Raw genomic sequence first — 24,026 nt, forward strand, 5'->3', positions numbered from 1 at the left:
CGCAGGTAGACTCTGTCGCTGAAGTGCCGCCCTTCGAGCGGCCTAGGAGGATGACATGCAGCTTCTGCTCAAGCTGTCGCGTTTGATCGACGCGTTCAGCGAACGTTTGGGAAACCTGATTTACTGGCTGGTTCTGCTGGCCGTGCTGATATCCGCGGGTAACGCGGTGGTGCGCAAGACCCTGAATATCGGGTCGAACGCCTTTCTGGAAATCCAGTGGTACCTGTTCTCGGCGGTTTTCATGCTGGGGGCGGGTTACGTGTTCCTGAAGAACGCCCACGTCCGTATCGATTTCCTGTCCAACCGCTTCTCGCCAAAGGTGCGCAATATCGTTGATATTGTCGGCATCCTGCTCATTCTGACCCCTTTGTGCGTGGTCTTCATCGATCTTTCCTGGCCGCTGTTCCAGCGCGCCTGGGTCAGTGGCGAAATGTCGCAGAACGCCGGTGGCCTGGTTCGCTGGCCGGTGTATCTGCTGATGCCGCTGGGTTTCGGTTTGCTGCTGCTGCAGGCCGCATCGGAACTGATCAAACGTTTTGCCTTCCTCGCTGGCCTGATCCCTGATCCGATTGGCCACAACCCGCATGCGCCGGAGGAAGAGGTTCTTTCCTATGAAATTGAGGAGCACGCCGGTCGTGCCCGCGAGGAGCTGCGCTAATGGCCTTCATCGTCGAATACTTCGTGCCCCTGATGTTCGTCGGGCTGATCCTTTTCCTCATTTCCGGTTTTCCGGTGGCTTTTGCCCTGGCCGCGACTGGCCTCCTGTTCGGCACCATCGGCATGGAAGCGGGGCTGTTCCCGTCCACCCTGTTCCAGGCCTTGCCGCTGCGTTTGTTCGGTATCATGCAGAACGACACCCTGCTGGCCATTCCCTTCTTCACGCTGATGGGCATCATCCTGCAGAAGAGCGGCATGGCCGAGGATCTGCTTGAATCGATCGGTCAGGTCTTCGGACCCCTGCGCGGTGGTCTGGCACTGGCCGTGATCATCGTCGGCGCGCTGCTGGCGGCGACCACCGGCGTGGTTGCCGCATCGGTGATCGCCATGGGCCTGATCTCGCTGCCGATCATGTTGCGCTACGGCTATAACCGCGCCATTGCGGCCGGGACGATCACCGCGTCCGGCACGCTGGCGCAGGCAATTCCGCCGTCGCTGGTACTGATCGTCATGGCCGACCAACTGGGTCGCTCGGTGGGCGACATGTACGCGGGCGCAATGATTCCGGCCTTCATGCTGGTTGGGCTCTATGTGCTGCTGATCATCGGCCTGGCGATTTTCAAGCCCGACTGGGTGCCGGCGCTGCCGCCCGAGGCGCGTATCTATCGCGAGCCGAATGGCAGCAGTGGGCAGCTGTCCCTGTGGATACTCTCGGCCGGTTCCTGGGCGGTCGGGGCCTTGCTCTACTTCAACTACAACAGCGTTGCTGCCAGCCTGTTCGGCAGGAAGGGCGAAGCACCGTTCGATGAACGGGTGATTTTCACGCTGTCGGTGATCGGCATCATTGCCCTGCTGCTGGCGATCATCAACAAGAAACTGAAGCTTGGTCTGCTGTCGGTGCTCGCCGAGCGCGTGACCTTTGCCCTGATTCCGCCGCTGGTGCTGATTTTCCTGGTACTCGGCACGATCTTCCTCGGTATCGCCACGCCGACCGAGGGCGGCGCCATGGGGGCGGTCGGTGCACTGATCATGGCCTTGTCGCGCCGTCAGCTGTCGATGGTTTTGCTCAAGGAAGCGCTCGACAACAGTGCACGCCTGTCCTGCTTCGTGCTCTTCATCCTGATCGGCTCGACGGTGTTCTCCTTCACCTTCAACGCCGCCGACGGCCACATCTGGGTCGAGCACCTGTTCGACAAACTACCCGGCGGCCAGATCGGCTTCCTGGTGTTCGTGAACCTGCTGGTCTTCGTCCTTGGCATGTTCATCGACTTCTTCGAGATTGCCTTCATCGTCGTGCCGTTGCTGGCGCCGGTTGCCGAGAAGATGGACATCAACCTGGTCTGGTTCGGCATCATGATCGCGATGAACCTGCAGACATCTTTCCTGACGCCGCCCTTCGGCTTCGCCCTGTTCTACCTGCGCAGCGTCGCAGCGCGCACGGCGTACAAGGATGTGGTGACCGGCAAGCAGATCGAGCCGCTGACGACACCGCAGATCTACAAGGGGGCCATTGCCTTCATCTTCCTGCAGGTGATCATGGTTGCGCTGCTGATCATGTATCCGGGGCTCGTCACCGGCAACCTGGACGAGAAGGTCAAGGTCGATCTCAACACCATAGAGCTTGATGCGGGTGGTGCAGGCTGGGGGGATGCGCCTGATCTGCCCGAGCCGGCTGCACCGGTCGACGCCCAGGCCGACCCGGCAGCTGCCCTGATGGAACAGGTGCGGCGCGACGCGCAGCGCTGAGTTCTTCGAACATAAAAGCCGCCCCGCTGTCGCCGGGCGGCTTTTTTGCGTCTGCGCGCTGAAACGACAGGCGTAAAAAAACCCGCAGACTGGCTGCGGGTTGTGTTGCCTGGTGTTTTGCTTACAGCTTCTGGGCCTGCATGTAGCTGTCGAAACCGGCTTCGGCGAAGCGGAACCACTGGTGCTGCTCGCGGCGGAAAGCCTCGTAGTCGGCGTAGATCTTCTTCCAGTTCGGGTTCTTTGCCGACAGTTCGGCGTAGTGCTCCTGCGAGTACTTGAAGGCGGCGTCCATGACGTCCTTCGGCAGGCGGAACAGCTTGGTGCCGCTGGCGACCAGTTCCTTCAGTGCGGTCGGGTTGCGGGCGTCGTACTTGGCCTGCATGTCGACGTGGGCGAAGGCCGAAGCGCACTCGATGATCGCCTTGTATTCGGCGGACAGCGAATTGTAGGCCTTGTCGCTGACGTACAGCGTCAGCTGCGGGCCGCCTTCCCACCAGGCCGGGTAGGCATAGTAGCCGGCAACCTTGTTCAGGCCGAGCTTCTGGTCATCGTACGGTCCGATCCATTCGGTCGCGTCGATCGTGCCCTTTTCCAGCGACTGGTAGATTTCACCGGCCGGGATGTTTTGCGGCACACCGCCGATGCCAGCGAGGATGCGACCGCCGAAGCCGCCGATGCGCATCTTCAGGCCGTTCATGTCGGCCAGCGACTTGATTTCCTTGCGGTACCAGCCGCCCATCTGGGCACCGGTGTTGCCCATCGGGAAGTTGACGATGTTGTACTGGGCGTAGAGTTCGCGCAGCAGCTTCAGGCCGTTGCCCTGGAACATCCAGGCCGTGGTCTGGCGGGAGTTGAGACCGAACGGGATGGTGCAGTCCATCGCGAAGCTCTCGTCCTTGCCGAAGAAGTAGTACGGCGCGGTGTGGGCGCATTCGACGGTGCCCTGCTGAACGGCGTCGAGGACGCCGAACGGCGGAACCAGCTCGCCGCCCGGGTGGATCGAGATTTCGAACTTGCCGCCGGACAGTTCCTTGACCTTGGCGGAGAAGGTTTCAGCCGCGCCGTAGATGGTGTCGAGCGATTTCGGGAAGCTGGATGCCAGGCGCCAGCGGATGGTTTCGCCGCCGGTGACGACGGCCGGTGCGGCCGGGGCGGCAGTTTGTGCTTCTTCTTTCTTGCCGCAGCCACTCAGTAGCAGGCCGGCGCCGGCAGCGGCGCCAAGCGAAGCGGTGGTCAGGAACTTGCGTCTTTCCATGAAGGGTCTCCTCGGTTTTGATGCCCTGCAGACGCAGGGCGGATTGATGCAGCGTCTATCGAAGCGAATCGATAGACGCCATGGTCAGCCCATTTGCTTCAATACCGAATTAGGAGATTCCCTAATCGCCGTGCCGCGTCTTTAGTTGCTGTGATAAGCGGTGACACGGTCGACTTCGGTTTTCGAACCGAGAATCACCGGGACGCGCTGGTGCAGATGCGCCGGTGCGATGTCGAGAATGCGCTGGTGGCCGGTGGTGGCGGCGCCACCGGCCTGCTCGACGAGGAAGGCCATCGGGTTGGCTTCGTACATCAGGCGCAGCTTGCCGCCCTGGGCGCGAACCTTCTCGTCCATCGGATACATGAAGATGCCGCCGCGGGTCATGATGCGATGCACGTCGGCGACCATCGAGGCGACCCAGCGCATGTTGTAGTCCTTGCCCAGCGGACCGTTCTTGCCGGCGACCATCTCGTCGACATAGCGCTTGACCGGCGCTTCCCAGAAGCGCTGGTTCGACATGTTGATGGCGAATTCCTTGGTTTCGGCCGGAATCTGTACATCTTCCTGGGTGAGCACGAACTGGCCCTGCTCGCGGTCCAGGGTGAATACCGCGACGCCGTCGCCGACGGTCAGTACCAGCAAGGTCGTCGGACCATAGACCGCGTAGCCGGCGGCAACCTGCGCGGTGCCGGGTTGCAGGAAAGCCTGTTCGGCCGCTTCCGCAGAAGACAGGTCGGCGCCATCCGGGCACTTGAGGACCGAGAAGATGGTGCCGATCGAGACATTGACGTCGATGTTCGACGAGCCGTCGAGCGGATCGAAGGTCAGCAGGTACTCGCCCTTGGGGAAACGGTGCGGCACCAGGTGCGGCAGGTCCATTTCCTCGGAGGCCATGGCGGCGAGGTGACCGCCCCATTCGTTGGCTTCGAGCAGGATTTCATTGGACAGCACGTCGAGCTTCTTCTGTGCTTCGCCCTGGATGTTGTCGCTGCCGGCTTCGCCGAGGACGCCGCCGAGGCCGCCCTTGCCGATGGCAATCGAGATGGCCTGGCAGGCGCGCGAAACGACCTCGATCAGGAACTTGAGATTGGCCGGAATGCGGCCCTTGTTGCGATGCTCTTCGGTCAGATAGCGAGCCAGCGTGCGCTGTGCCATGGGAACTCCGGACGGGAAGTAAAAACCGGAATTTTACTCCGCCCCGGCGTTGGCGTGCAGGAAGGCGAAAGCGGCACCGCCGGTCAGCGGCTTGCTGAACAGGTAGCCCTGTACCTCGTCGCAGCCGTTGCTGCGCAGCAATTCAAGCTGGTCGGGCGTTTCCACGCCTTCGGCGATGACGTTGAGGCCGAGCGAATGGGCCAGCGCGATGGTGCCGAAAGCGATCGCCCGGTCGTTGAGGTCGTGCTCGATGTCGCGGACGAAGGAGCGGTCGATCTTCAAGTGGTCGATGGGGAAGAGCTTCAGGTAGGCGAGCGAGGAATAGCCGGTGCCGAAATCGTCGATGGCCAGGCTGACGCCCATGCGGCCCAGACGTTCGAGGATGAGAATGGCTTCCTGCGGGTTTTCCATCACCGAGCTTTCGGTGATTTCCAGTTCCAGCAATTCGGCCGGCAGGCCGGATTCGGCCAGCGCGCCGGCAACGGTTTCGCAGAAGTCGCGGCGGCGCAGCTGGCGGGCCGAGACGTTGACGGCGACACGCACCGGCTTGAGGCCGCTGTCGATCCAGTGCTTCATCTCGCGGCAGGCGGTATGCATGACCCAGTCGCCGATCTCGACGATCATTCCGGTTTCTTCGGCGATCGGGATGAAACGGTCGGGCGGGATCATGCCGTCGCTCGGGTGGTGCCAGCGGATCAGCGCTTCGACGCCGGTCGGATGCTTGCCGTCCGAGGCGAACTGCGGCTGGTACACCAGTGCCAGTTCGTTGCGGCTGATGGCGTGGCGCAGCTTGCGCTCGATGTCGAGCCGTTCGGTCGCCTGCTGGTTCATGTCGGCGGCGAAGAACTGGTAGTTGTTCCGGCCGGCCGCCTTGGCGTGGTACATCGCGGTGTCGGCGTTCTTCAGGATGCTGTCGCCGTCCGGGCCGTCGTCCGGGAACAGGCTGATGCCGATCGACGGGCTGGTGTGCAGTTCATGGCCCTCGGCTTCGATCGGCGTGCTCAGTGCGTTGACGATCTTGCTGGCGACCAGCGCCGCGTCGGCCGGGTTGTTGATGCCGGGCAGGATGACGACGAATTCGTCGCCGCCGAGGCGGGCCACGAAATCGGTTTCGCGCACCACCTTGGACAGCCGGCAGGCCACTTCGCGCAGCAGTTCGTCCCCGACCTGGTGACCGAGTGTGTCGTTGATGATCTTGAAGCGGTCGAGGTCGATGAACATGATCCCGACTTTCCACTCATGGCGGCGGGCTTCCGGCAGCAACTGGGCCAGGCGCATGAGCAGCGACAGGCGGTTGGGCAGGCCGGTCAGCGAATCATGCTGGGCGATGTGCTGCATGCGCGCTTCGGCTTCCTTGCGCTCGGTGATGTCGGCGAAGATCCAGATGTAGTGCCGGGGCAGGCCGCCGTTGTTTTCCTCGACGCGGTTGGTGCGCAGGCTGGCCGGGAAGCTCTGGCCGTCGTGGCGCTGCATCGAGACTTCGCCGCGCCAGGTGCCGTGCAGGGACAGCGTGGCCTGCAGTTGATCCTGCTTCCAGTCCGGGTCGGCGAGCACCAGGTCGAGCACCGAGGTGCCGAGCAGTTCGCCGGCGTTGCGTCCGGTCATGCTCGACGCTGCCGGATTGAGCGACAGCACGCGGTAATTCTCGTCGGTGACGATGATGCCGGCCGGGGTGTGGTTGAAGACGACCTGGGCCAGTTGTTCGCGCTCGGCGCTGGTGCGCCGTTCGGTGACGTTGGTGTAGATGGTGACCAGGCTGTTGTCGTCCAGCGGCACGCCGCGCACGTCGATGGTCTGGCCGTTCGGCCGGGTGCGCTCGAAATGGTGGGCGACCGGGTGGCGGGCGCGGGTCATCAGCGAACGGACAATCTGCTCCGGGTCGCCGGGGCCGTATTCGCCGCGTTCGGCGTTGAAGCGGAAAATCCGCTCCATGGTCACCGGCGGGTTTTCGAACAGGCTGTCGGGCAGTTCCAGCAATTTGGTGAACTCCCGGTTGTGCAGCAGCAGTTCCTGGTTGCTGTCGAACAGCGTGACGGCGCAGGGGATGGCCTCGATCACCGTTTCCAGCAGCGCGTGCTGGTGCCGCAACTGCTCTTCCGCCGATTTGCGTTCGGTGATGTCGGTGTAGGTGGTGATGAATCCGGCCAGTTGGCCGTTGATCCGCAGGGGCTCGCCATGCACCAGGTGGGTCCGTCCGTTCGGTCGGGTCCGTTCGAAGCGGTGCGGCTGGAATTTCAGGGCCAGCTCGGTGATCCGCCGGACATGGGATTCCGGGTCGCCGATGCCGTATTCGCCCCGGGTCGCCGGAATGCGGATGAGGTCGGAAAAACTGACGCCGTCGACGACGATTTCCGGCGGCAGGCCGACGATCTCGACAAAGCCCTTGTTCCAGACGCGCAGCTTGAGGTTTTCGTCGAAGACGCTGATCCCTTGCGGCATGCTCGACACCACGGCCTGCAGATAGGTCAGCCGCAGTCTGGAGTTGTCGGCAGTCGAGAGGGTGTCGTCGATGTTCAAGGCCGGATCAGTCGAGTCAAGGTAATGGTGGATGATAACCCAAGGTGACCCAGTGGCTTGCTCAGGTATTGCGCCATTTGATCGAACAGCCGATCGATGCGGTCTGCTGCTGCGGGCCCAGGCCGCCGGCGGCAATCATGCGCATGGCCTCGAACAGTTCGCGTGGCGCGTCCGCCGGTCCGGGGTTGCGCCCGGAGGCGTCGAGCCGGCCGCGGTACTGGAGTTCCAGTCCTGCGTTGTAACCGAAGAAGTCCGGTGTGCATACGGCACCGTAAGCCCGCGCCACCGACTGGTCGGCGTCGAACAGGTAAGGGAAGGGGAAGGCCAGTTCCTCGGCCCAGCGCTTCATGTTGGGAAAGGCGTCGTCCGGGTAGGCCTCGGTATCGTTGCTCATGATCGCCACGCTGCCGATGCCGTGTTCGGCGAGTTCCCGACAATCGCGGATGAGCCGGTCGATGATCGCCTGGACGTAGGGGCAGTGGTTGCAGATGAACATCACCAGCAGGCCGTTCGGGCCGCGGCAATCAGTCAGGCGGTAATGCCGGCCGTCGGTGGCCGGCAGCAGGAAATCGGGGGCCGGCTGACCAAAATCGCAGACCGGCGGATTGAGTGCGACCACGATGCTCCCTTCGACAACGCGTTTCGCCGCATAATAACACCGATGAATCTGCCCCGTTTCTATTGTCGGGAGGCCCTTTCGCCGGGCGCCCATATCGAACTGCCCGAGCCGGTGGCGCGCCATGCCGTGCGCGTGTTGCGCCTGCCGCCGGGGGCGCCGATGGTGTTGTTCGACGGTCGCGGCGGCGAGTATCCCGCCCACATCGAGCGCATTGAGAAGGACAAAGTCTTTGCCGAGCTGGCCGCCTGGCGCGAGGTCGAGCGCGAGTCGCCGCTGGCGGTGACGCTGGTGCAGGCGCTGCAGGCCGGCGACAAGATGGATTTCACCATCCAGAAAGCGGTCGAACTGGGCGTGCGCGACATCGTGCCGGTGGAGAGCCGGCGCAGTGTCCTGAAGCTGGCCGGTGACCGCGCGGCCAAGCGCGTTGCGCACTGGCAGGGCGTCGCCGCTTCGGCCTGCGAGCAATGCGGGCGTAACCAGGTACCCCTGGTGGCGCCGCTGGAAAGACTGGATCAATGGCTGGCCCGGCCGGCCGACGGCGTGCTGCGCCTGATGCTGGCGCCGGATGCCGAAGAAACGCTGGCCGGCATTGCGCCGGCCAGCCGGGTTCAACTGCTGATCGGTGCCGAAGGGGGGCTCGATCCGCAGGAAGTGATCGCGGCACGACAGGCGGGGTTCCGGGCTGTGCGCCTGGGGCCGCGCGTGTTGCGCACGGAAACGGCCGGGCTGGCCGCGTTGGCCGCCCTGCAGGTGTTGTGGGGTGACTTCAGGGGGGAGTGAAGATGTTCGAAGCGGCAGAGTTGGGACACAAGATCGACAAGGAAACCTTCCGGCAGGAGGTGCCGAAGCTGCGCGCCGCCTTGCTCGACGTTCAGTACGATGTCCTGCAGAAAAAGGAGTTTCCGGTCGTCATCCTGATTTCCGGGGTCGACGGCAGCGGCAAGGGGGAGACCATCAACCTCCTGTATTCGTGGATGGACCCGCGACACATCTCGACGCTGGCCTTTTCCGAGCCGAGCGACGAGGAAGCCGCCCGCCCGGTCATGTGGCGCTACTGGCGCGCCTTGCCGGCCAAGGGCAAGGTCGGCATCTTTGCCGGTTCCTGGTACTCGCAGCCGATTGCCGACCGTATCACCGGCAACATGCGTAAGGCTGAACTCGATGAGCGCCTTGACGACATCAACCGTTTCGAGGCGATGCTGGTCAACGAAGGCGCGCTGGTACTCAAGTTCTGGTTCCACCTGTCCAAGGACGCCCAGAAGCAACGCCTGAAGGCGCTGGAGAAGGACCCGCGCACGGCCTGGCGGGTGACCAAGGAAAGTTACGACCGGCTGAAGACCTACGACAAGCTGCAGGAAGTGGCCGGTCATGTGCTGCGCGTGACCAATACCGCCAAGGCGCCGTGGATCATCGTCGAGGGGACCGATGATGCCTACCGCTCGCTGACCGTCGGCCGCATCGTTCTCGACGCCATGAAGCGCCGCCTGCAGCAGCCGGTGCCGCAGGTGCCGGTGGCGCCGCCCATCGTCCAGGCGATCGACGGCAGGAACGTGCTCAGCGAACTCGATCTGACGCAGAAACTGGCCAAGAAGGATTACGAAAGCCAGTTGGCCAAATACCAGTCGCGCCTGTCGGAACTGGTCCGCGATCCGCGCTTCACCGGCAAGCATTCGCTGGTGCTGGTCTTCGAGGGGGCGGATGCCGCCGGTAAAGGCGGCAGCATCCGCCGGCTCGGGGCGGCGATGGACGCGCGCCAATACCAGATCATCCCGATTGCCGCGCCGACCGAGGAGGAGCGCGCCCAGCCCTACCTGTGGCGTTTCTGGCGCCATCTGCCGCGTACCGGCCGGGTGGCGATCTTCGACCGCTCCTGGTACGGCCGGGTGCTGGTCGAGCGGGTCGAGGGTTTCTGCAGCGAGGCCGACTGGTTGCGCGCCTACGCCGAAATCAACGACTTCGAGCATCAAATGGCCGGCGCCGGTTGCATCGTGATCAAGTTCTGGCTGCAGATCTCTGCCGAAGAGCAGCTGAGCCGTTTCAAGGAGCGCCAGGACACCGAATTCAAGCGCTTCAAGATCACCGACGAGGACTGGCGCAACCGCGAGCAGTGGGATGCCTATGTCGATGCCGTGTGCGATATGGTGGACCGGACCTCGACCGGGCTGGCGCCGTGGACGCTGGTCGAGGCCAACGACAAGAATTTTGCCCGCGTGAAGGTCCTCAAGACCGTCTGCGAGCGTATCGAAGCCGCCCTGGATGGCGAGGGGAAAAAGAAGAGCTGATATGAGCGAAAATTCCTACGACGAAAACTTCGTCGCCTGGTTCCGGGCGGTCACGCCCTACATCAATGCCTTTCGCGGCAAGACCTTCGTCATTGCCTTCGGTGGCAAGGCGATTGCCAGCGAGTTCATCAAGACCCTGGCTTACGACGTCAATCTGCTGGCCAGCCTGGGCATCCGGCTGGTACTGGTGCATGGTGCGCGACCGCAGATCGAGGAAGAGTTGCGCGAGAAGAACCTCGAATCGAAGTACCACCGCGGCTACCGCATCACCGATGCCGATACGCTCGATTGTGTGCTCGACGCGGTTGGCAGCGTCTATCTCGAAATCGAGGCCATGCTGTCGCAGGGTTTGCCGAATACGCCAATGGCCAACAGCCGGATCCGCGTGATCGGCGGCAATTTCATCACCGGCCAGCCGATCGGCGTGCTCGACGGCATCGACATGCATTATGCCGGCAAGGTGCGCAAGGTCGATAGCGAAGGCATCAATGCCCAGCTCGGCCTGGGCAACATCGTCCTGCTCAACTGCGAGGGGCCGTCGCCGACTGGCGAGATCTTCAACCTGCAGATGGAAGAAGTCGCGGAAGGTGTCGCCGTCGCGCTCAAGGCCGACAAACTGGTGTACCTGACCGACAGTGCCGGTGTTACCGACCGTGCCGGCGAACTGCTCGACGCAGTGACCGCCGACGAAGCCTCGCAGTTGCTGCGCGATGCCGACTGGCTGACTTCGGACATGATGCGCTACCTGCCCTGTACCGTCCGCGCCAGCCGCTCCGGCGTCGGTCGCGTGCACCTGATCGGCTACACCCAGGACGGCGCGCTGCTGCGCGAACTGTTCACCCACGACGGCGTCGGCACCGTGATCACCCGCGAATCGCTGGAAAACATCCGCGAAGCCAAGCCCGACGACATCGCCGCGTTGATCGCGCTGATCGAGCCGATGGAGCAGGAAGGCATCCTCGTGCACCGGCCGCGCGAATTGCTCGAACGCGAGATCGAGCGTTTCTCGATCATGCTGCACGACGGGATCATCGTCGGTTGCGCCGCCCTCTATCCGCACACCGAAGACGAGGCCGAACTGGCTTGCCTGGCCGTCAATCCGGACCACCGCGAGTGGGGTTACGGCGAGCAACTGATGGAACGCATCATCCGCCGTGCCAAGAAATCCGGCATCAAGCGCCTGTTCGTGCTGACCACCCGTACCGAACACTGGTTCGTCGAGCGCGGCTTCAAACTCGGTACGGTCGATGACCTGCCGGCGGCGAAAAAGGAAATGTACAACTACCAGCGGCGGTCAAAGGTGCTGTTCAAGACTCTATAATCCCCGCATTCATTCCCAAGGAGAACAACATGGCAAGAATGGTCAATTGCATCAAGCTCGGCTGCGAGGCTGAAGGGCTGGACCTGCCGCCCTATCCGGGCGATCTGGGCAAGCGTATTTTCGAGAACGTCTCGAAGGAAGCCTGGCAGCAGTGGATCAAGCTGCAGACAATGATCATCAACGAGAATCGCCTGAATCTCGTCGATGCCCGGCACCGTAAATATCTGGCCGAGCAGATCGAAAAACACTTCTTCGGTGATGGGGCAGACCAGATCCAGGGCTACGTTCCGCCCAAGCCCTGATCCGGAAGTTGCCGCACCACGACCCCGCTACGGCGGGGTTTGCTTTTTTCAGGGACTGATTTGCAGTCCGAGAATGTAAAGTACAGCCCCGGTTCCCGGGAGAATAGCGCCATTCACCCAGAACCAGATGAGGCGCAAGGTCTTGTCCAGACTGGCGCTGATGTTGTCAGTTTGTTCGTTGTAGGTTGTTGTCATTGGTGGCTCCCTTGGGTGCGTGGCAAGTCAGGGGCATGATATACCGATTGGATTTGCGGTGGATGACATTTGTGTTTTTCGTTTCGCATCAGAATGCTGATTATCCTGTCATTTTCTGGGTCAGGTAAAACAGCACCAAGGCGGCCGGCAGTCCGACAGATGCGGTCAGCAGTCCGGCGCGTTTCAGTCGCGTGATCTGTTCATCGAGGAACTGTTCCATGTCCTCGAACAGTTCCGGGAAGCTTGCTATATCGTTCGGCTTGGGCATGTCGTGTGAGCATGAAGTTGCAGGTAGGAAAAGCATGCCGGGTGATGGTTACATCGCTGTGACACGCTGGTTTTATGCCATTTTGGTTTAACCGGGCTGAAATATACGAGCCATACACTTGACGGTCCCGTATTCCATGAGCTGTCATCGCCATGCTTTCCGTTATCGACCAGGAAGTTTCCGAGTTGCGCACCATCCTCGCAGAGGGGCTGCTCGTGCCGGTATTCCAGCCCATCGTCGATTTTCGGGCGCGCGCCATTTACGGCTACGAGGCGCTGATCCGTGGTCCAGAGGGCAGTGTCCTGCATCGTCCCGAAAAATTGTTTGCAGCGGCGAGACGCGCCGGCTGCTCGCTGGCTCTTGAGCATGCCTGTCGCGAAACCAGTATGCGGGCGTTTGTTTCCCAGTCGCTGGGCGGGCGGCTGTTTTTGAATGTCACACCCGGTTGCCTGCTGGCGCCCCAGTTGATGAACGGGGAAACGCAGGCCTTGCTGCGAGAGCTCGGTCTGCCCGCCAACCGCATCGTGCTGGAATTGACGGAGAACCAGCAGATCACCGATCTGCCGGGTATCCAGGAGGCCTTGCTGCATTACCGCGGGCGCGGCTTCCAGATTGCCATCGACGATCTTGGCGAGGGCTTTGCCAACCTGCGCATGTGGTCCGATCTGCGGCCCGAGTTCGTCAAGATTGACAAGCATTTCGTCCATGGCATTGCCGACGACCGGATCAAATACCATTTTGTCCGGGCCATGCAGGATCTGGCGGGGATTTGCAACGCGTCTCTGGTGGCCGAGGGCATTGAGCGCCAGGAAGACTTTAACTGCATCCGCGACATGGGAATCGCCTGTGGGCAGGGCTACTTCATCGAGCGCCCGGTGCCGGTGCCGGCGCGCCAACTAACCTTGCCGGTGATTACCGCCCTTGACCAGCGTCGTGTTGCTCTGACACCAACCCAGGGCGGCCAAGGTAAGGTGCCGACGGCACGGACCCTGATGCGTGCTATAGAGCCACTCTCGCACCTGGCCACCAACGATGTGGCGATTGCCCGGTTCGAGGCCGATCCGGAGCTTTGCGTGTTGCCAGTCGTCAATGGCCGGCAGCCGATCGGCATGATCAACCGGTACAGCCTGATCGACCGCTTCGCGCGGCCGTTCCGCCGCGAACTCTATGGCGGCAAGTCTTGCGAACTGTTCATGGACCATGCACCGCTGATCGTCGATCGGCATGCCAGTATCCAGGAACTGGCGCTGATGCTGGCCCTGGCGCCGAAACACTACCTCTACGATGGCTTCATCGTGACCGGCGAAGGTAACTATCTCGGTATCGGCAACAGCCAGGACCTGATGGCGACGATCACCGAAATGCAGATCAGCGCTGCCCGTTACGCCAACCCCCTGACCCAGCTGCCCGGCAATGTGCCGATCAACGAACACATCGATCGGATGCTCGACGCCGACGTCGAATTTGTCGCTGCCTATATCGATATCGACAACTTCAAGCCGTTCAACGACAACTTCGGCTATCGCCGTGGCGACGACCTGATCCAGACGCTGGGGCAGCTGATTTGCGACGCCGTCGACGAGCGCAACGATTTTGTCGGCCACATTGGCGGCGACGATTTCTTCGTCATCTTCCAGAGTGCCGACTGGGAGAATCGCTGCTGGCAACTGGTGCACGGTTTTGCCGAGCGGACGCAGGCCATGGTCGGTCCGGAGGAACTCAGCCAGGGCGGCTACATGGCCGAGAACCGAAGGGGCGAACTGGGTTTCCAGGCCTTGCCGACACTGTCGATCGGCGCCGTCCGCATCCAGCCGCGACAGTACGATTCGCACCGGGAAGTGGCTGCCGCCGCGTCAGTCGCCAAGAAGCAGGCGAAGAAGCGGGTCAAGGAGCAAAGCGAAGGGGTGATCGGCGGCAGCGTATTTGTCGAGCGCCGCCGTGGTGGGCAGGACGCACCGCAAATGCCGCTGCGCCAGTTGAACTGAGCAAAAAAGAAGCCCGACTGATGCCGGGCTTGAATGGAGAGAATTGGGGTTTCTGTTTTTTGCTGGACGAACTTTAACCCCAGGATGTGACAGGAAAATGACTCAGCCGATCCGGCGTACGCCATCGGCCGTACCCAGCAACAGCAGGTTGGCCGGACGCACGGCAAAGAGGCCGTTGGTGACGACGCCGACGATCTGGTTGATCTGCGCTTCCAGCCCTTTGGGGTCGGTGATTGCCAGGCCATGGACATCGAGGATCAGGTTGCCGTTGTCAGTCACGAAGTCTTCGCGCAGCACCGGCTTGCCACCGAGTTTGGCCAGCTGGCGGGCGACGTGGGCGCGGGCCATGGGGATCACTTCGACCGGCAACGGAAATTTGCCCATGGTGTCGACCAGCTTGGAACCGTCGGCGATGCAGACAAAGATGTCGGCCACCGCCGCGACGATCTTTTCGCGGGTCAGTGCGCCACCACCACCCTTGATCATGTTCAGACCGGCATCGACCTCGTCGGCACCATCCACATAGACCGGGATATGCTCGACCTCATTAAGGTCAAGGACCGGGATGCCGTGACCTTCGAGGCGCTTGCGGGTGGCCTCGGAACTGGCGACGGCACCGCGATAGCGGTCTTTCAGCGGGGCCAGCGCGTCGATGAAGAAATTGGCCGTCGAGCCGGTACCGACACCGATGATGGCACCCGCCGGCGCCTTTTCGGCAACGTAGTCGGCAGCCGCTTGGGCAACCGCCTGTTTCAGTTCGTCCTGGGTCATGAAAAGTGCTCCGTGGTTCAAGTTGAGGCGCATTTTACCTGTCAAAAAACTTTAATCTTGTGACAGTGCAAAATGGATAAACTATACATACCGTTTTTATAGGGAGAGTAGCCATGACCAATACCAAGCCAGCGCCGCGAAGCGCCGCGCAGAAGCCCGCAGCCAAGCCCGCAGCGGTCGCCACCAAAGTCGCCACCCCGGCGGCTGCCGTTGCCGAAAAGCCGGTAGCCGCCGCGCCGGCTAAGGCCGCGACCCCCGCCCGGGCGCGTACCCCGCGCAAGGCGCCGGCGGTTGCCGAGACCGTTGCCAAGCATCAGAAGGCCCTGGCCGAAGCCTTGGAGCAGGCCGAGGCCATCTGCTACGACCCGCCCCAGGCACCCAAGGCCAAGCCGGTGAAAGCCACCAAGGCCAAGCCAGCCAAGGTGGAAAAGCCGGCAAAAGCTGAAAAGCCGGTCAAGGCCAGGAAGCAGAAGCTGGTCCGCGACAGCTATGCCATGCCGGAAGCCGAATACGCCCAGATCGCCGTGCTCAAGAAGCGCATGGGCGGCCTTGGCAGCGAAGTCAAGAAGAGCGAGCTGCTGCGTGCCGGCGTCGCCGTGCTGGCCGCGCTCAACGATGCTGAGCTGAAGGCGGTCATGGATCGTGTCGAGCGCATCAAGACCGGGCGTCCGAGCAAGAAGTAAGCAGGCAATGGGCCGGTCTCCCCGGCCCGCTTCCAGGATTGGCTGCCATAATCAGTAATCCAGTTGCCGCAACCCGTCAACCCCGACCGGTGCCGCTGCCAGCCACGGCACCAGCGCGCAGCGCGGTGCCAGCGTGTCGGCGACGCGGCGGATGAACGGGACTTCGTAAGCACCGCGCAGCGACAGCAGCGGATCGCGGCTACCGCTGGCGAGCAGGCTTTGTTCGATGACCCAGGCCCAGGGCTGGATGCCGGCGCGGGCCAGGTCGCCCTGCAGGCGCTCGGCCTCGTGTACCGGCGTCGCTTCCGGTAGGGTAACGACCAATACATGGGTAAAGGCCGGGTCGCGCAGGCGCGGTAACAACTTTGTCACGGCGGCCGGCATTTCGCCGCGGGTGCGCAGCACCTCGCGATGGTAGGCCTCGGCAGCGTCGAGCAGCAGGATGGTGTGGCCGGTCGGTGCGGTGTCGAGGACGACGAAACCCTCGCTGCCGCGATCGACCTCGCGGGCGAAGGCGCGGAAGACGGCGATTTCCTCGGTGCACGGCGAGCGCAGGTCTTCTTCGAGCAGCGCCAGCGCGCTGGCGTCGAGCGTGCCGCGCGCCTTGCTCAAGACTTCTTCGGTGTAAGCGGCCACTTCGGCAGCGGGGTCGATGCGGCTGACCGAGAGCCCAGTAATTTCGCTGCCGACGGCGGCGGCGACATGGGCGGCCGGGTCGGTGGTTGATAGGTGCACCTTGTGTCCGCGCCGGGCCAGCGCGACGGCGACGGCCGCAGCAACGGTGGTCTTGCCGACGCCGCCTTTACCCATGGTCATGACTACGCCGTGGCCAGCGCTGGCCAGCTCGTCGATCAACGCGCCGAGGCCGGCGGGCAACGGGGTGCTGGCGTCGGCCGGGCCTTCCGGCGTGGCGATAGCTGCCGGATCGACAATGGCGCGCAGGGCGTCGAGCCCGACCGTGCCGCGCGGCAGGAAGGGCACGACCTGGCGCGGCAGCCCGGCCAGACCGGGCGGCATGGCGAGCAGGGCAGCGCTGCTGCGCTGGTCCATGGCCTGGGCGATGGCGTCGTCCGAACGAACCGAGAACAGGCCGTTGACGATCAGGTGCAGGTTGCCGACGCCGAGTTCGGCAAGTTCGTGACGGGTGCGTTCCGTCTCGCGCAACGCCGCGCTGTCGGCCCGGGCGACCAGAACGACGCGCGTCTGCGCCGGGTCGGATAGGCGATCGACCGTTGCCGCGTACAGCGCCTTCTGCTTTTCCAGTCCGGCCAGCGGGCCGAGGCAGGAAGCGCCGCCCTGGTTGCTGTCGATGTAGCCGCTCCACGCCGACGGCAGGGTCAGCAGGCGCAGCGTGTGGCCGGTCGGCGCGGTGTCGAAGATGACGTGGTCGAAGTTTGCCGTGGCGCTGGCATCGCCGAGCAGCTTGGCGAACTCGTCGAAGGCGGCGATCTCGACCGTGCAGGCGCCGGAGAACTGCTCTTCCATGCTCTGGATCGCCGCTGCCGGCAGGATGTTGCGGTAGGGCGCGACCATCCGTTCGCGGTAGGCGGCGGCAGCCGCCTCCGGGTCGATGTTCAGCGCAGCCAGGCCGGGCACGCCGCGTACTGCGGTCGGGCTGCCGGACAGCGGCGTTTCCAGTACTTCATCGAGATTCGATGCCGGATCGGTACTGACGATCAGCACCCGCTTCCCCCGTTCGGCCAGCGCCAGCCCTGTCGCGCAGGACAGCGAGGTCTTGCCGACGCCGCCCTTGCCGGTGAAGAAGAGGTAACGCGGTGTGTCGTTCAGGTCGATCATGGCTAGTCCTCAGCAGCAGCCGGATTTCGGCGAACAGCAGGATTTTTTCGGCGCTTCTTCGCCACCGCTCAACGTCAGGCCGAGCTTCTGCGCCAGTTGGGCGCGCGAGGGGTAAAGGCCGGTGGTGACGATCTGGCCGTCGATGGCGATGATCGGCAGGCGATCCATGCCGGCTTCCATTTCCTTGACCACCGCCGGATTGGCGGCGAAGGCCTGCGGCTCCTGGCCGAGGTTGTAGCGCTGCACGCTAACGCCCTGCTCGCCAACCCAGGCCAGGTCGGCGGCGAACTGGACGAGGACGGGATCGACATCGACGCCGCAGACGCCGGTCGAGCAGCACATGGCGGGATCGTAGATTTCAAGCTTGGGCATGGTTTTTCTCCTCGGTGGTGTTGGCAGAGCGAGCAGGCATCAGCCAGGCAAACAGCGCGGTTGCGGCAAATGCGCCGAGCAACTGGGCGATGATGAAGCCGGGGACATCGTCCGGGCGGATGCCGGCAAAGCTGTCGCTGGTGGCGCGGGCGATGGTGACGGCAGGATTGGCGAAGGAGGTGGACGAGGTGAACCAGTAGGCGGCGGTGATGTAGGCACCGACGACATAAGGAACGGCCGAAGGGCGTTGCCGCACACTGCCCCAGATCGCAGCAAGCAGGCCGAAGGTGGCGATGAACTCGCTGAACCATTGCGCGCCACCAGTACGCACCTTGGTTGAGGCAAACCAGGCCGGGTTGTCGAACATCAGGTTGGCCACCGCGACACCAATCAGGCCACCGACAACCTGCGCCAGGATATAGGGGGCAACGTCGCGTTTGGCCAAGCCACCCTGCCAGGCGTCGGCGAGACTGACGGCCGGATTGAAGTGGGCACCGGAGAGCGGACCGAAAATCAGGATCAGCACGACCAGTACGGCACCAGTGGCGATGGTGTTGGCCAGCAGCGCCAGCGCGATGTTGCCATCGGCCAGGCGTTCGGCCATGATGCCCGAACCGACGACCGTCGCCAGCAACAGCGCCGTGCCCAGCATTTCGGCAGTCAGCCGACGGCTCAGGCAGGTGCTCATAAAGCGAATGCCTTGCGGACTTCGCCAATCAGCCGCTGGCGAATGTCGTCGCGGACGGCGATGAAGCTGTCCAGCGGTTCGCCGTGCGGGTCGTGGAAGGGCAGGTGAAGGCGCGGGATCGGGCGGGGAAAAACCGGGCAGCTTTCCTTTGCGTTGTCGCAGACCGTGACCACCAGATCGATTTCCTCGCCGATGACGGCGTCGATATCCTTGGGCTGCAATCCGGCAGTCGAAATGCCCGCCAGTTGAAGGGCTTCAATGGCACCGTCGGCCACCTTGGGTTGCGGCACGGTGCCGGCCGACAGGGCGCGAACCTGACCGGCCAGATCGTGGTTGACCAGGGCCTCGGCCATCTGGGAGCGGCAGGAGTTGCCGGTGCAGAGTATCAGTACGGTTTTCATGTCGGGACTCAGTCCTTTTGCTGGCCAATATCGTCAAGGCTCTTCTGCAGCGACATGTTGTCCAGCTTGTTCATCGGCAGCGCCAGGAAGAGCTCGATGCGGCGCTTGAGCTGGATGAAGGCCTTCATCACTGCCGCGCGCTTCTGCTCGTCGTCGCCGCTGACGGCGGCCGGATCTTCAACGCCCCAGTGAGCGGTCATCGGCTGGCCGGGCCAGATCGGGCAGACTTCGCCGGCCGCGTTGTCGCAGACGGTGAAGACGAAGTCCAGTGCCGGGGCACCGGCGGCGGCGAATTCGTCCCAGGACTTGCTGCGCAGATGTCCGGTCGGCAGTTCCTGGCGGTTGATCATTTCGAGCACGAAGGGATTGACCGTGCCATTAGGGTGGCTGCCGGCGGAAAACGCCTGGAAGCGGCCACGGCCGAGGTGGTTGAGCAGGGATTCAGCCAGGATGCTGCGGGCGGAATTGCCGGTGCACAGGAAAAGTACGTTGTAGATGCGATCGCTCATGTTGGCTCCTTGGCTAACGGGGTGGTGGGGCGGCGTTTCTCGATGCTGTCGCAGCCTGCAGTCAGTGGCAGACAGCTTTCGCCCTGGCAGCAGTTGCGGGTGAGGAAGGCGATCAGGGCGTCCATTTCCGGGTAATTGGCCGAGTAAATGATGCTGCGCCCTTCGCGCCGGCTTTCCAGCAGCCCGGCACGCGCCAGGTGGGAAAAATGGAAGGACGCGGTCGCCGCCGGCATCGCCAGCGCCCGGCACAGATCGCCGGCGCAGAGACCTTCTGGGCCGGCTTCGACGAGCAGGCGGAAGATGGCCAGGCGCGATTCGTTGCCGAGCGCGGCGAGTTTTTCGGTGGCGTCTTTGATTTCCATATTTCCAATAATATCGAATTGTTGTTGCAATTGTATGTCGATTCCGTGACGCTGAGAACACAATAATTTGGGTGTGCGAGGTAGAGCTGAAATATTGCCTTCGCTAGACTCCGCTTCATTCCGACTCCAACCGCGACAAATGGCCACTGAAGTTGAATTGAAGCTCTATTGTTCTCCAGGCGAAATAGCTCGGGTCGGCACTCATCCACTGGTTGCTGCAGGGATCGAAGTCGGCACCCTGCAGCGTCTGGAGAATGTTTATTACGACACGCCGGACATGGCTTTGTACCGGGAACGAGTGGCGCTACGTCTTCGTACAACGCCCACCGAGCAACTGCAAACGGTCAAATGTGACGCCAAGGCCGTGGCCGGTCTTGCTGTGCGGCCCGAGTGGGAAACTTCCTACAAGGGCGCCTTCGACTTCAGCGCCATCGAGGTATCAACGCTTCGAGATTTTCTGGAGGAACGGCAATCGAGTCTGCAGCCCGTCTTTGTCACCTCGTTCGAGCGACGAACCTGGCGCGTGGATATTGCCAGGAAGATTGCTATCCGGGTCATGGTCGATAGCGGTCATGTCGTCTCCGATGGCAGGTCCTTGCCGATTTCCGAGGTAGAGCTTGAACTGGCGCAGGGAAAGCCCGAAGACCTGCTTGATTTTGCGATCGCCCTGGCCACGCATTTGCCTCTGGTGCCGCATGATGTCAGCAAAGCCGAACGTGGCTACCAGCTATTTCTCAAGCAGCTTCCCGGTGCCCGTAAAGCCCCCCCGAGCCTCGTCGGGGCCAAGCAGGATTCGTATGCGGCATTCCAGTTTCTGGCCAGCCAGGGATTGCAGATGTGGCAGGCCAATCTATTGGGGGTGCTGACATCGAAGGATCAGGAGTTCGTTCACCAATTCCGCGTTTCCTTGCGCCGCCTCGGCAGCCTTCTCAAGGTCTTCAAGCCGGCTTTGCCCGGTCGTTATCATGCGCGATGGACGAAACGGGTCAAGGAGCTGTCCCGGGTTGCCGGTGATGTTCGAGATCTGGACGTGATGCGCTCAGGTATTCTGGCGCCCATGTTGCAATGCGGGGACGCTGGTGCGGAATTGCATGCCAAGGCGGCGCTTGCAGCGTTTGACAGGGCGCAAGCGGAGGCGGTCACGCAATTGGCCCAACTGCAATACGGGGCTCCGGTTCTCCTGTTTGTCCGCGACTTGCAAGACCTGGATGCCGGTGATTTTTCCAAGAATCTGTTCCGGTTCGCCGAGAAGCAGCTTGCGGGCTTGCACCGCAGTGCGCTGAAATGTCTGAGCCGGACCCTCAAAACGCCCACCCCGGAGCGAGCGCACCGTTTGCGCATTGCGCTGAAGCACCTGCGCTACTCATGCGAGTTTTTTGCGCCCCTGTTCGACAAGGACGAAATGCTGGATTACGCCAAATCGGTTGCCAGCTTGCAGGACGCGTTCGGGTTCCTCAACGATTTTCACGTGGCGCTTTCCAGATTGCAGGACTGGGTCGGGGACGGAACAATTCCGCAGGAATCACGCGACGCTATCGCTGCCTGGCATACTCCACAGGCGCAAGCGACAATGATCGACGCCCTGCATTTAGCCGAGTCGTTGATGAACCGCTGCCAACCCTGGTGCACCGAATGCGAGCGACGGGGGGTGGCGACAATTCGGCGCCTCATGAATCAAGAGATCAAGCTGCATGTCGAATAGACGGCTGGCTCCGGCGTCTTGGAATGTGCCGTCAGTTGCCTGGTATTTTGACCCTGCCTAGTCGCGGGCCGCCTTCGCGAACAAGCCTTTCTTGATGGCAATCGAGGTGGGGGCGTTGTACCTTGATGGGAGTTGCTTGGCTGCGAACCAACCGAAATCGCTATGCTCCCGGTTCAGTCGCGGAGAAAATTCGTGCGCAGCGCGAATCACGAAATAGTGCATATCCCGCTCGAACTGCCGGGAACGCAGCTTTTTGCTCACGGTGTCCAGCTTGGCAAGGCGTTTGGCCTTGATGCGGATACCCGCTTCTTCACCCAGTTCTCGCAATAACGCTTCCCTGGGGCGTTCGCCGTCATCGATCCGGCCACCAAAGAGATTCCACACACCTGCCTTGTTGACCTTGGCGGAGCGTTTGCCCATCAGAAATTTGCCTGTGGCAGCGCAGTAAATGACGGCCCATGCTCCCGGCTGGCTGTGTCCCTTGTCCATGTACGAATTCAGTAATGAGGGGTTGGAGGGGTTTGCTGGTGAGTAATTTAAACAATAAATATTGTTTATTTATTTCCGTTCGGTGACATCGCGCTGTCCGATCAAGGCGATAGGCTCGCAAAGTGACTGTGTTGGGCGAGTCAATACCGGGAAATTCCAGCCCCCGGTAGTTCCCGGTCGCCTTGCACGAAATTCGGCCCATGGTCGGTGAGCTTGTAGTGGTCGTCATCAAATTGAAAAATCAATGTGAAATATTTCCAAGTCGGTATTGATGTGCTAAAAATGACAGGAGTTCACATGGGCAGGTTTCAGATTCGTACGCGCTTGCTTCTGCTCAGCGCTGCTTTGCTGCTGTTGCTGTGTCTGACAGGGATCTGGGGGGTATACGGGATGCGCACCAGCCTGACCGGCCTGGAGTCGGTCTATACCCAGCGCGTCGTGGTGCTCAGGGATCTGAAGCAGGTCGCCGACATGTACGCCGTGAACGTCATGGGGGCAGCCTACAAGGCCAACGGCAGCCTGATGCCGATGAGCCAGGCGCGTGATCTGGTGGTGGCGGCGGAAACTCTGGTCAGTGAGAAACTGGCGGCCTATGAGCGTCTACCCAAGTCTGCCGTCGAGCAGGCGGCAGCAAGCGAGCTGCAGACTGGCGCGGCCCGGGCCAATGCCGCCCTGGGGGAGTTGAAGCGGATTCTCGACGCCGAGGATATCTTTGCGCTGGGACAGTTCGTGGTGAAGACCTTGCCGGCGACCATCGACCCCCTGTCGCTACGGATTGCCGAGCTGATCGAGCTACAGCTCGACATGGCGCGAGAACAGTATGAGACAGCTCAGGCGCGCTACCAGCGTGATCTCCTGCTGATGCTGGTGGGCGGTGGAATGGCAGTGCTGGTCGGCGTCGGACTGTCGCTGTGGGTGCGCTTGAGCATCGTCCGCGAACTGGGCAGCGAACCCCGGGCGCTGGCGGCTATCGCTCGTGATGTGGCCGAGGGGCGCCTGGATGCGGTTCCGCCCGACGGGCCGGCACAGGGTGTCCTGCATTCGATCCAGGACATGCAGCAGCAGCTGATTCGCATCATTGCCGCGATCAAGGCTGGCGTCGTCGAAATCGAGACCCATTCCGGTCAGTTGGGCGGTATTGCCGATGGCGCACTGTCAGCGACCGCTACACAATCGGATTCGGCGGCGGAAATGGCGGCTGCGATGCAGGAACTGGCCACCGCCATCGGAGTTATCGCTGCCGGAGCCGAGGATGTGTTGGCGACGACCGAGTCCGCCAGGGCCAGCGGTACCGAGGGGGGACGGGTGATTGCCGGGATGTTGGCCGAGATGGATCTGATCACGGCGGCCATTGCCGAGGGGGCGGACGACATTGCGCGGCTGGATGAGAACTCGGTGCAGATCGGCACCATGGTCGGCGTCATTCGCGAAATTGCCGAGCAGACCAACCTGCTGGCGCTCAATGCCGCCATTGAAGCCGCCCGAGCCGGCGAGCAGGGGCGCGGTTTTGCCGTGGTTGCCGATGAGGTGCGCAAGTTGGCCGAGCGGACGGCGCTGTCGACGCGGGAGATCGAAGCGGTGGTCAGCCTGAACCAGACCGGGATCGAGGCGGCCAGTCGCAAGGTGTCGGCGGCTTGTGCTCGGGTCGAGCAAGGGCGCAGCCAGGCCGTTCGTGCTGGCGAGGCCATGACCCGGATCGGCGAGGCGATCGAGCGAACTCTGGCAGAAGTGACTGGTATGGCCGATACCCTGCGCTCGCAGCGTCAGGCCAGCGATCTGGTTGCAGTTCAGGTCGAGTCGCTGAGCCAGGCCAGCGAGCGCATTGCTGCGGGGCAGCAAGCGGTGGCTGGCGCCGTGGTGTCGCTGCGTACGTCGAGCGAAAGGCTGGCCGGAACGGTATCAAGGTTCCGCTTGCGGGCAGTCCCGGCACTGTAATCTTGCTGTCACATT

The 24,026-nt window shown here is 62.5% G+C and carries 24 protein-coding genes; 10 read left to right on the forward strand and 14 right to left on the reverse strand.

Annotation, left to right across the window (positions count from 1 at the left end; translation table 11 throughout):
- Positions 1–55 precede the first annotated feature (55 nt).
- Together AADV58_RS04835 and AADV58_RS04840 are read left to right on the forward strand one after the other, a co-directional pair.
- Positions 56–658, forward strand: a complete 603-nt coding sequence (locus tag AADV58_RS04835) for a TRAP transporter small permease subunit (RefSeq protein ID WP_028995207.1) — start codon at positions 56–58, stop codon at positions 656–658.
- On the forward strand, positions 658–2,403 hold the full coding sequence (locus AADV58_RS04840) for a TRAP transporter large permease (RefSeq protein ID WP_043421383.1): 1,746 nt from the start codon (positions 658–660) through the stop codon (positions 2,401–2,403). The genes AADV58_RS04835 and AADV58_RS04840 overlap by 1 nt, the downstream gene beginning before the upstream one ends.
- A 121-nt stretch (positions 2,404–2,524) precedes the next feature.
- Here AADV58_RS04840 and AADV58_RS04845 read toward each other — a convergent pair whose 3' ends face one another.
- The 4 genes from AADV58_RS04845 to AADV58_RS04860 all read right to left on the reverse strand — a co-directional run bounded on the left by AADV58_RS04845 (position 2,525) and on the right by AADV58_RS04860 (position 7,949).
- Positions 2,525–3,658 (reverse strand): TRAP transporter substrate-binding protein, encoded by a 1,134-nt coding sequence (locus tag AADV58_RS04845; protein ID WP_028995205.1) that lies wholly within the window; start codon positions 3,656–3,658, stop codon positions 2,525–2,527.
- A 141-nt stretch (positions 3,659–3,799) separates the two neighbouring features.
- Complete coding sequence (locus AADV58_RS04850; RefSeq protein WP_028995204.1) at positions 3,800–4,813, reverse strand: class 1 fructose-bisphosphatase; 1,014 nt, start codon at positions 4,811–4,813, stop codon at positions 3,800–3,802.
- A 33-nt stretch (positions 4,814–4,846) separates the two neighbouring features.
- Positions 4,847–7,330, reverse strand: a complete 2,484-nt coding sequence (locus AADV58_RS04855; RefSeq protein ID WP_341744210.1) for an EAL domain-containing protein — start codon at positions 7,328–7,330, stop codon at positions 4,847–4,849.
- A gap of 61 nt (positions 7,331–7,391) precedes the next feature.
- A complete protein-coding gene (locus tag AADV58_RS04860) occupies positions 7,392–7,949 on the reverse strand; it encodes a thioredoxin family protein (RefSeq protein WP_298399346.1) in 558 nt (185 codons plus the stop codon).
- 42 nt (positions 7,950–7,991) lie between these two features.
- Between AADV58_RS04860 and AADV58_RS04865 the strand changes: the two genes are divergently transcribed.
- The 4 genes from AADV58_RS04865 to AADV58_RS04880 are packed head-to-tail and all read left to right on the forward strand — an operon-like array spanning position 7,992 to position 11,854.
- The gene (locus AADV58_RS04865) at positions 7,992–8,729 is read left to right on the forward strand and encodes a 16S rRNA (uracil(1498)-N(3))-methyltransferase (RefSeq protein WP_298399348.1); all 738 of its coding nucleotides are present in this window, start codon (positions 7,992–7,994) and stop codon (positions 8,727–8,729) included.
- Between the two features lie 2 nt (positions 8,730–8,731).
- Positions 8,732–10,231 (forward strand): polyphosphate:AMP phosphotransferase, encoded by a 1,500-nt coding sequence (gene pap / locus AADV58_RS04870; RefSeq protein WP_341744211.1) that lies wholly within the window; start codon positions 8,732–8,734, stop codon positions 10,229–10,231.
- A 1-nt stretch (position 10,232) separates the two neighbouring features.
- A complete protein-coding gene (argA, locus tag AADV58_RS04875) occupies positions 10,233–11,552 on the forward strand; it encodes an amino-acid N-acetyltransferase (protein WP_341744212.1) in 1,320 nt (439 codons plus the stop codon).
- A gap of 29 nt (positions 11,553–11,581) precedes the next feature.
- Positions 11,582–11,854, forward strand: a complete 273-nt coding sequence (locus AADV58_RS04880) for an oxidative damage protection protein (protein ID WP_341744213.1) — start codon at positions 11,582–11,584, stop codon at positions 11,852–11,854.
- 48 nt (positions 11,855–11,902) lie between these two features.
- On the opposite strand, the gene AADV58_RS04885 is transcribed toward AADV58_RS04880, so the two are convergent.
- Positions 11,903–12,049, reverse strand: a complete 147-nt coding sequence (locus AADV58_RS04885) for a hypothetical protein (protein WP_341744214.1) — start codon at positions 12,047–12,049, stop codon at positions 11,903–11,905.
- Between the two features lie 100 nt (positions 12,050–12,149).
- The gene (locus AADV58_RS04890; protein WP_341744215.1) at positions 12,150–12,317 is read right to left on the reverse strand and encodes a hypothetical protein; all 168 of its coding nucleotides are present in this window, start codon (positions 12,315–12,317) and stop codon (positions 12,150–12,152) included.
- Between the two features lie 152 nt (positions 12,318–12,469).
- On the opposite strand from AADV58_RS04890, the gene AADV58_RS04895 reads away from it, so the two are divergent.
- Complete coding sequence (locus AADV58_RS04895; protein WP_341744216.1) at positions 12,470–14,302, forward strand: GGDEF domain-containing protein; 1,833 nt, start codon at positions 12,470–12,472, stop codon at positions 14,300–14,302.
- 102 nt (positions 14,303–14,404) lie between these two features.
- Here AADV58_RS04895 and rpiA read toward each other — a convergent pair whose 3' ends face one another.
- Positions 14,405–15,073 (reverse strand): ribose-5-phosphate isomerase RpiA, encoded by a 669-nt coding sequence (rpiA, locus tag AADV58_RS04900; protein WP_341744217.1) that lies wholly within the window; start codon positions 15,071–15,073, stop codon positions 14,405–14,407.
- 113 nt (positions 15,074–15,186) lie between these two features.
- Here rpiA and AADV58_RS04905 point away from each other — a divergent pair, with 113 nt between their 5' ends.
- Positions 15,187–15,756, forward strand: a complete 570-nt coding sequence (locus tag AADV58_RS04905; RefSeq protein WP_341744218.1) for a hypothetical protein — start codon at positions 15,187–15,189, stop codon at positions 15,754–15,756.
- A gap of 51 nt (positions 15,757–15,807) precedes the next feature.
- Here the strand turns inward: AADV58_RS04905 and arsA are convergent, their stop codons facing one another.
- From arsA to AADV58_RS04935, 6 genes are read right to left on the reverse strand one after another with little or no spacing between them, the layout of a single operon-like run.
- Entirely contained in the window at positions 15,808–17,553 is a 1,746-nt protein-coding gene (arsA, locus tag AADV58_RS04910) for an arsenical pump-driving ATPase (RefSeq protein WP_341744219.1), read from the reverse strand.
- A gap of 9 nt (positions 17,554–17,562) precedes the next feature.
- Positions 17,563–17,925 (reverse strand): arsenite efflux transporter metallochaperone ArsD, encoded by a 363-nt coding sequence (arsD, locus tag AADV58_RS04915; RefSeq protein ID WP_341744220.1) that lies wholly within the window; start codon positions 17,923–17,925, stop codon positions 17,563–17,565.
- Positions 17,912–18,613, reverse strand: coding sequence for an aquaporin (locus AADV58_RS04920; RefSeq protein WP_043421381.1), 702 nt, complete (start codon positions 18,611–18,613; stop codon positions 17,912–17,914). The genes arsD and AADV58_RS04920 overlap by 14 nt, the downstream gene beginning before the upstream one ends.
- Positions 18,610–19,014, reverse strand: coding sequence for an arsenate reductase ArsC (locus AADV58_RS04925; protein ID WP_043421377.1), 405 nt, complete (start codon positions 19,012–19,014; stop codon positions 18,610–18,612). The genes AADV58_RS04920 and AADV58_RS04925 overlap by 4 nt, the downstream gene beginning before the upstream one ends.
- A gap of 8 nt (positions 19,015–19,022) precedes the next feature.
- Positions 19,023–19,523 carry an arsenate reductase ArsC gene (locus AADV58_RS04930; protein ID WP_028995178.1) on the reverse strand — a complete coding sequence of 167 codons (501 nt, stop codon included), beginning with the start codon at positions 19,521–19,523 and terminating at the stop codon, positions 19,023–19,025.
- A complete protein-coding gene (locus tag AADV58_RS04935) occupies positions 19,520–19,885 on the reverse strand; it encodes an ArsR/SmtB family transcription factor (RefSeq protein WP_043421376.1) in 366 nt (121 codons plus the stop codon). Before AADV58_RS04935 ends, AADV58_RS04930 begins: the two co-directional genes overlap by 4 nt.
- A 139-nt stretch (positions 19,886–20,024) precedes the next feature.
- Here AADV58_RS04935 and AADV58_RS04940 point away from each other — a divergent pair, with 139 nt between their 5' ends.
- Complete coding sequence (locus AADV58_RS04940) at positions 20,025–21,587, forward strand: CHAD domain-containing protein (RefSeq protein WP_341744221.1); 1,563 nt, start codon at positions 20,025–20,027, stop codon at positions 21,585–21,587.
- A 57-nt stretch (positions 21,588–21,644) separates the two neighbouring features.
- Here AADV58_RS04940 and AADV58_RS04945 read toward each other — a convergent pair whose 3' ends face one another.
- The gene (locus AADV58_RS04945; protein ID WP_081700202.1) at positions 21,645–22,076 is read right to left on the reverse strand and encodes an NUDIX hydrolase; all 432 of its coding nucleotides are present in this window, start codon (positions 22,074–22,076) and stop codon (positions 21,645–21,647) included.
- Positions 22,077–22,373: 297 nt separating this feature from the next.
- Here AADV58_RS04945 and AADV58_RS04950 point away from each other — a divergent pair, with 297 nt between their 5' ends.
- Complete coding sequence (locus AADV58_RS04950) at positions 22,374–24,011, forward strand: methyl-accepting chemotaxis protein (RefSeq protein ID WP_341744222.1); 1,638 nt, start codon at positions 22,374–22,376, stop codon at positions 24,009–24,011.
- The last annotated feature ends 15 nt before the right edge of the window (positions 24,012–24,026 follow it).

The sequence above is a fragment of the Azonexus hydrophilus genome (genome assembly GCF_038368255.1).
GTDB lineage: Bacteria > Pseudomonadota > Gammaproteobacteria > Burkholderiales > Rhodocyclaceae > Azonexus > Azonexus hydrophilus.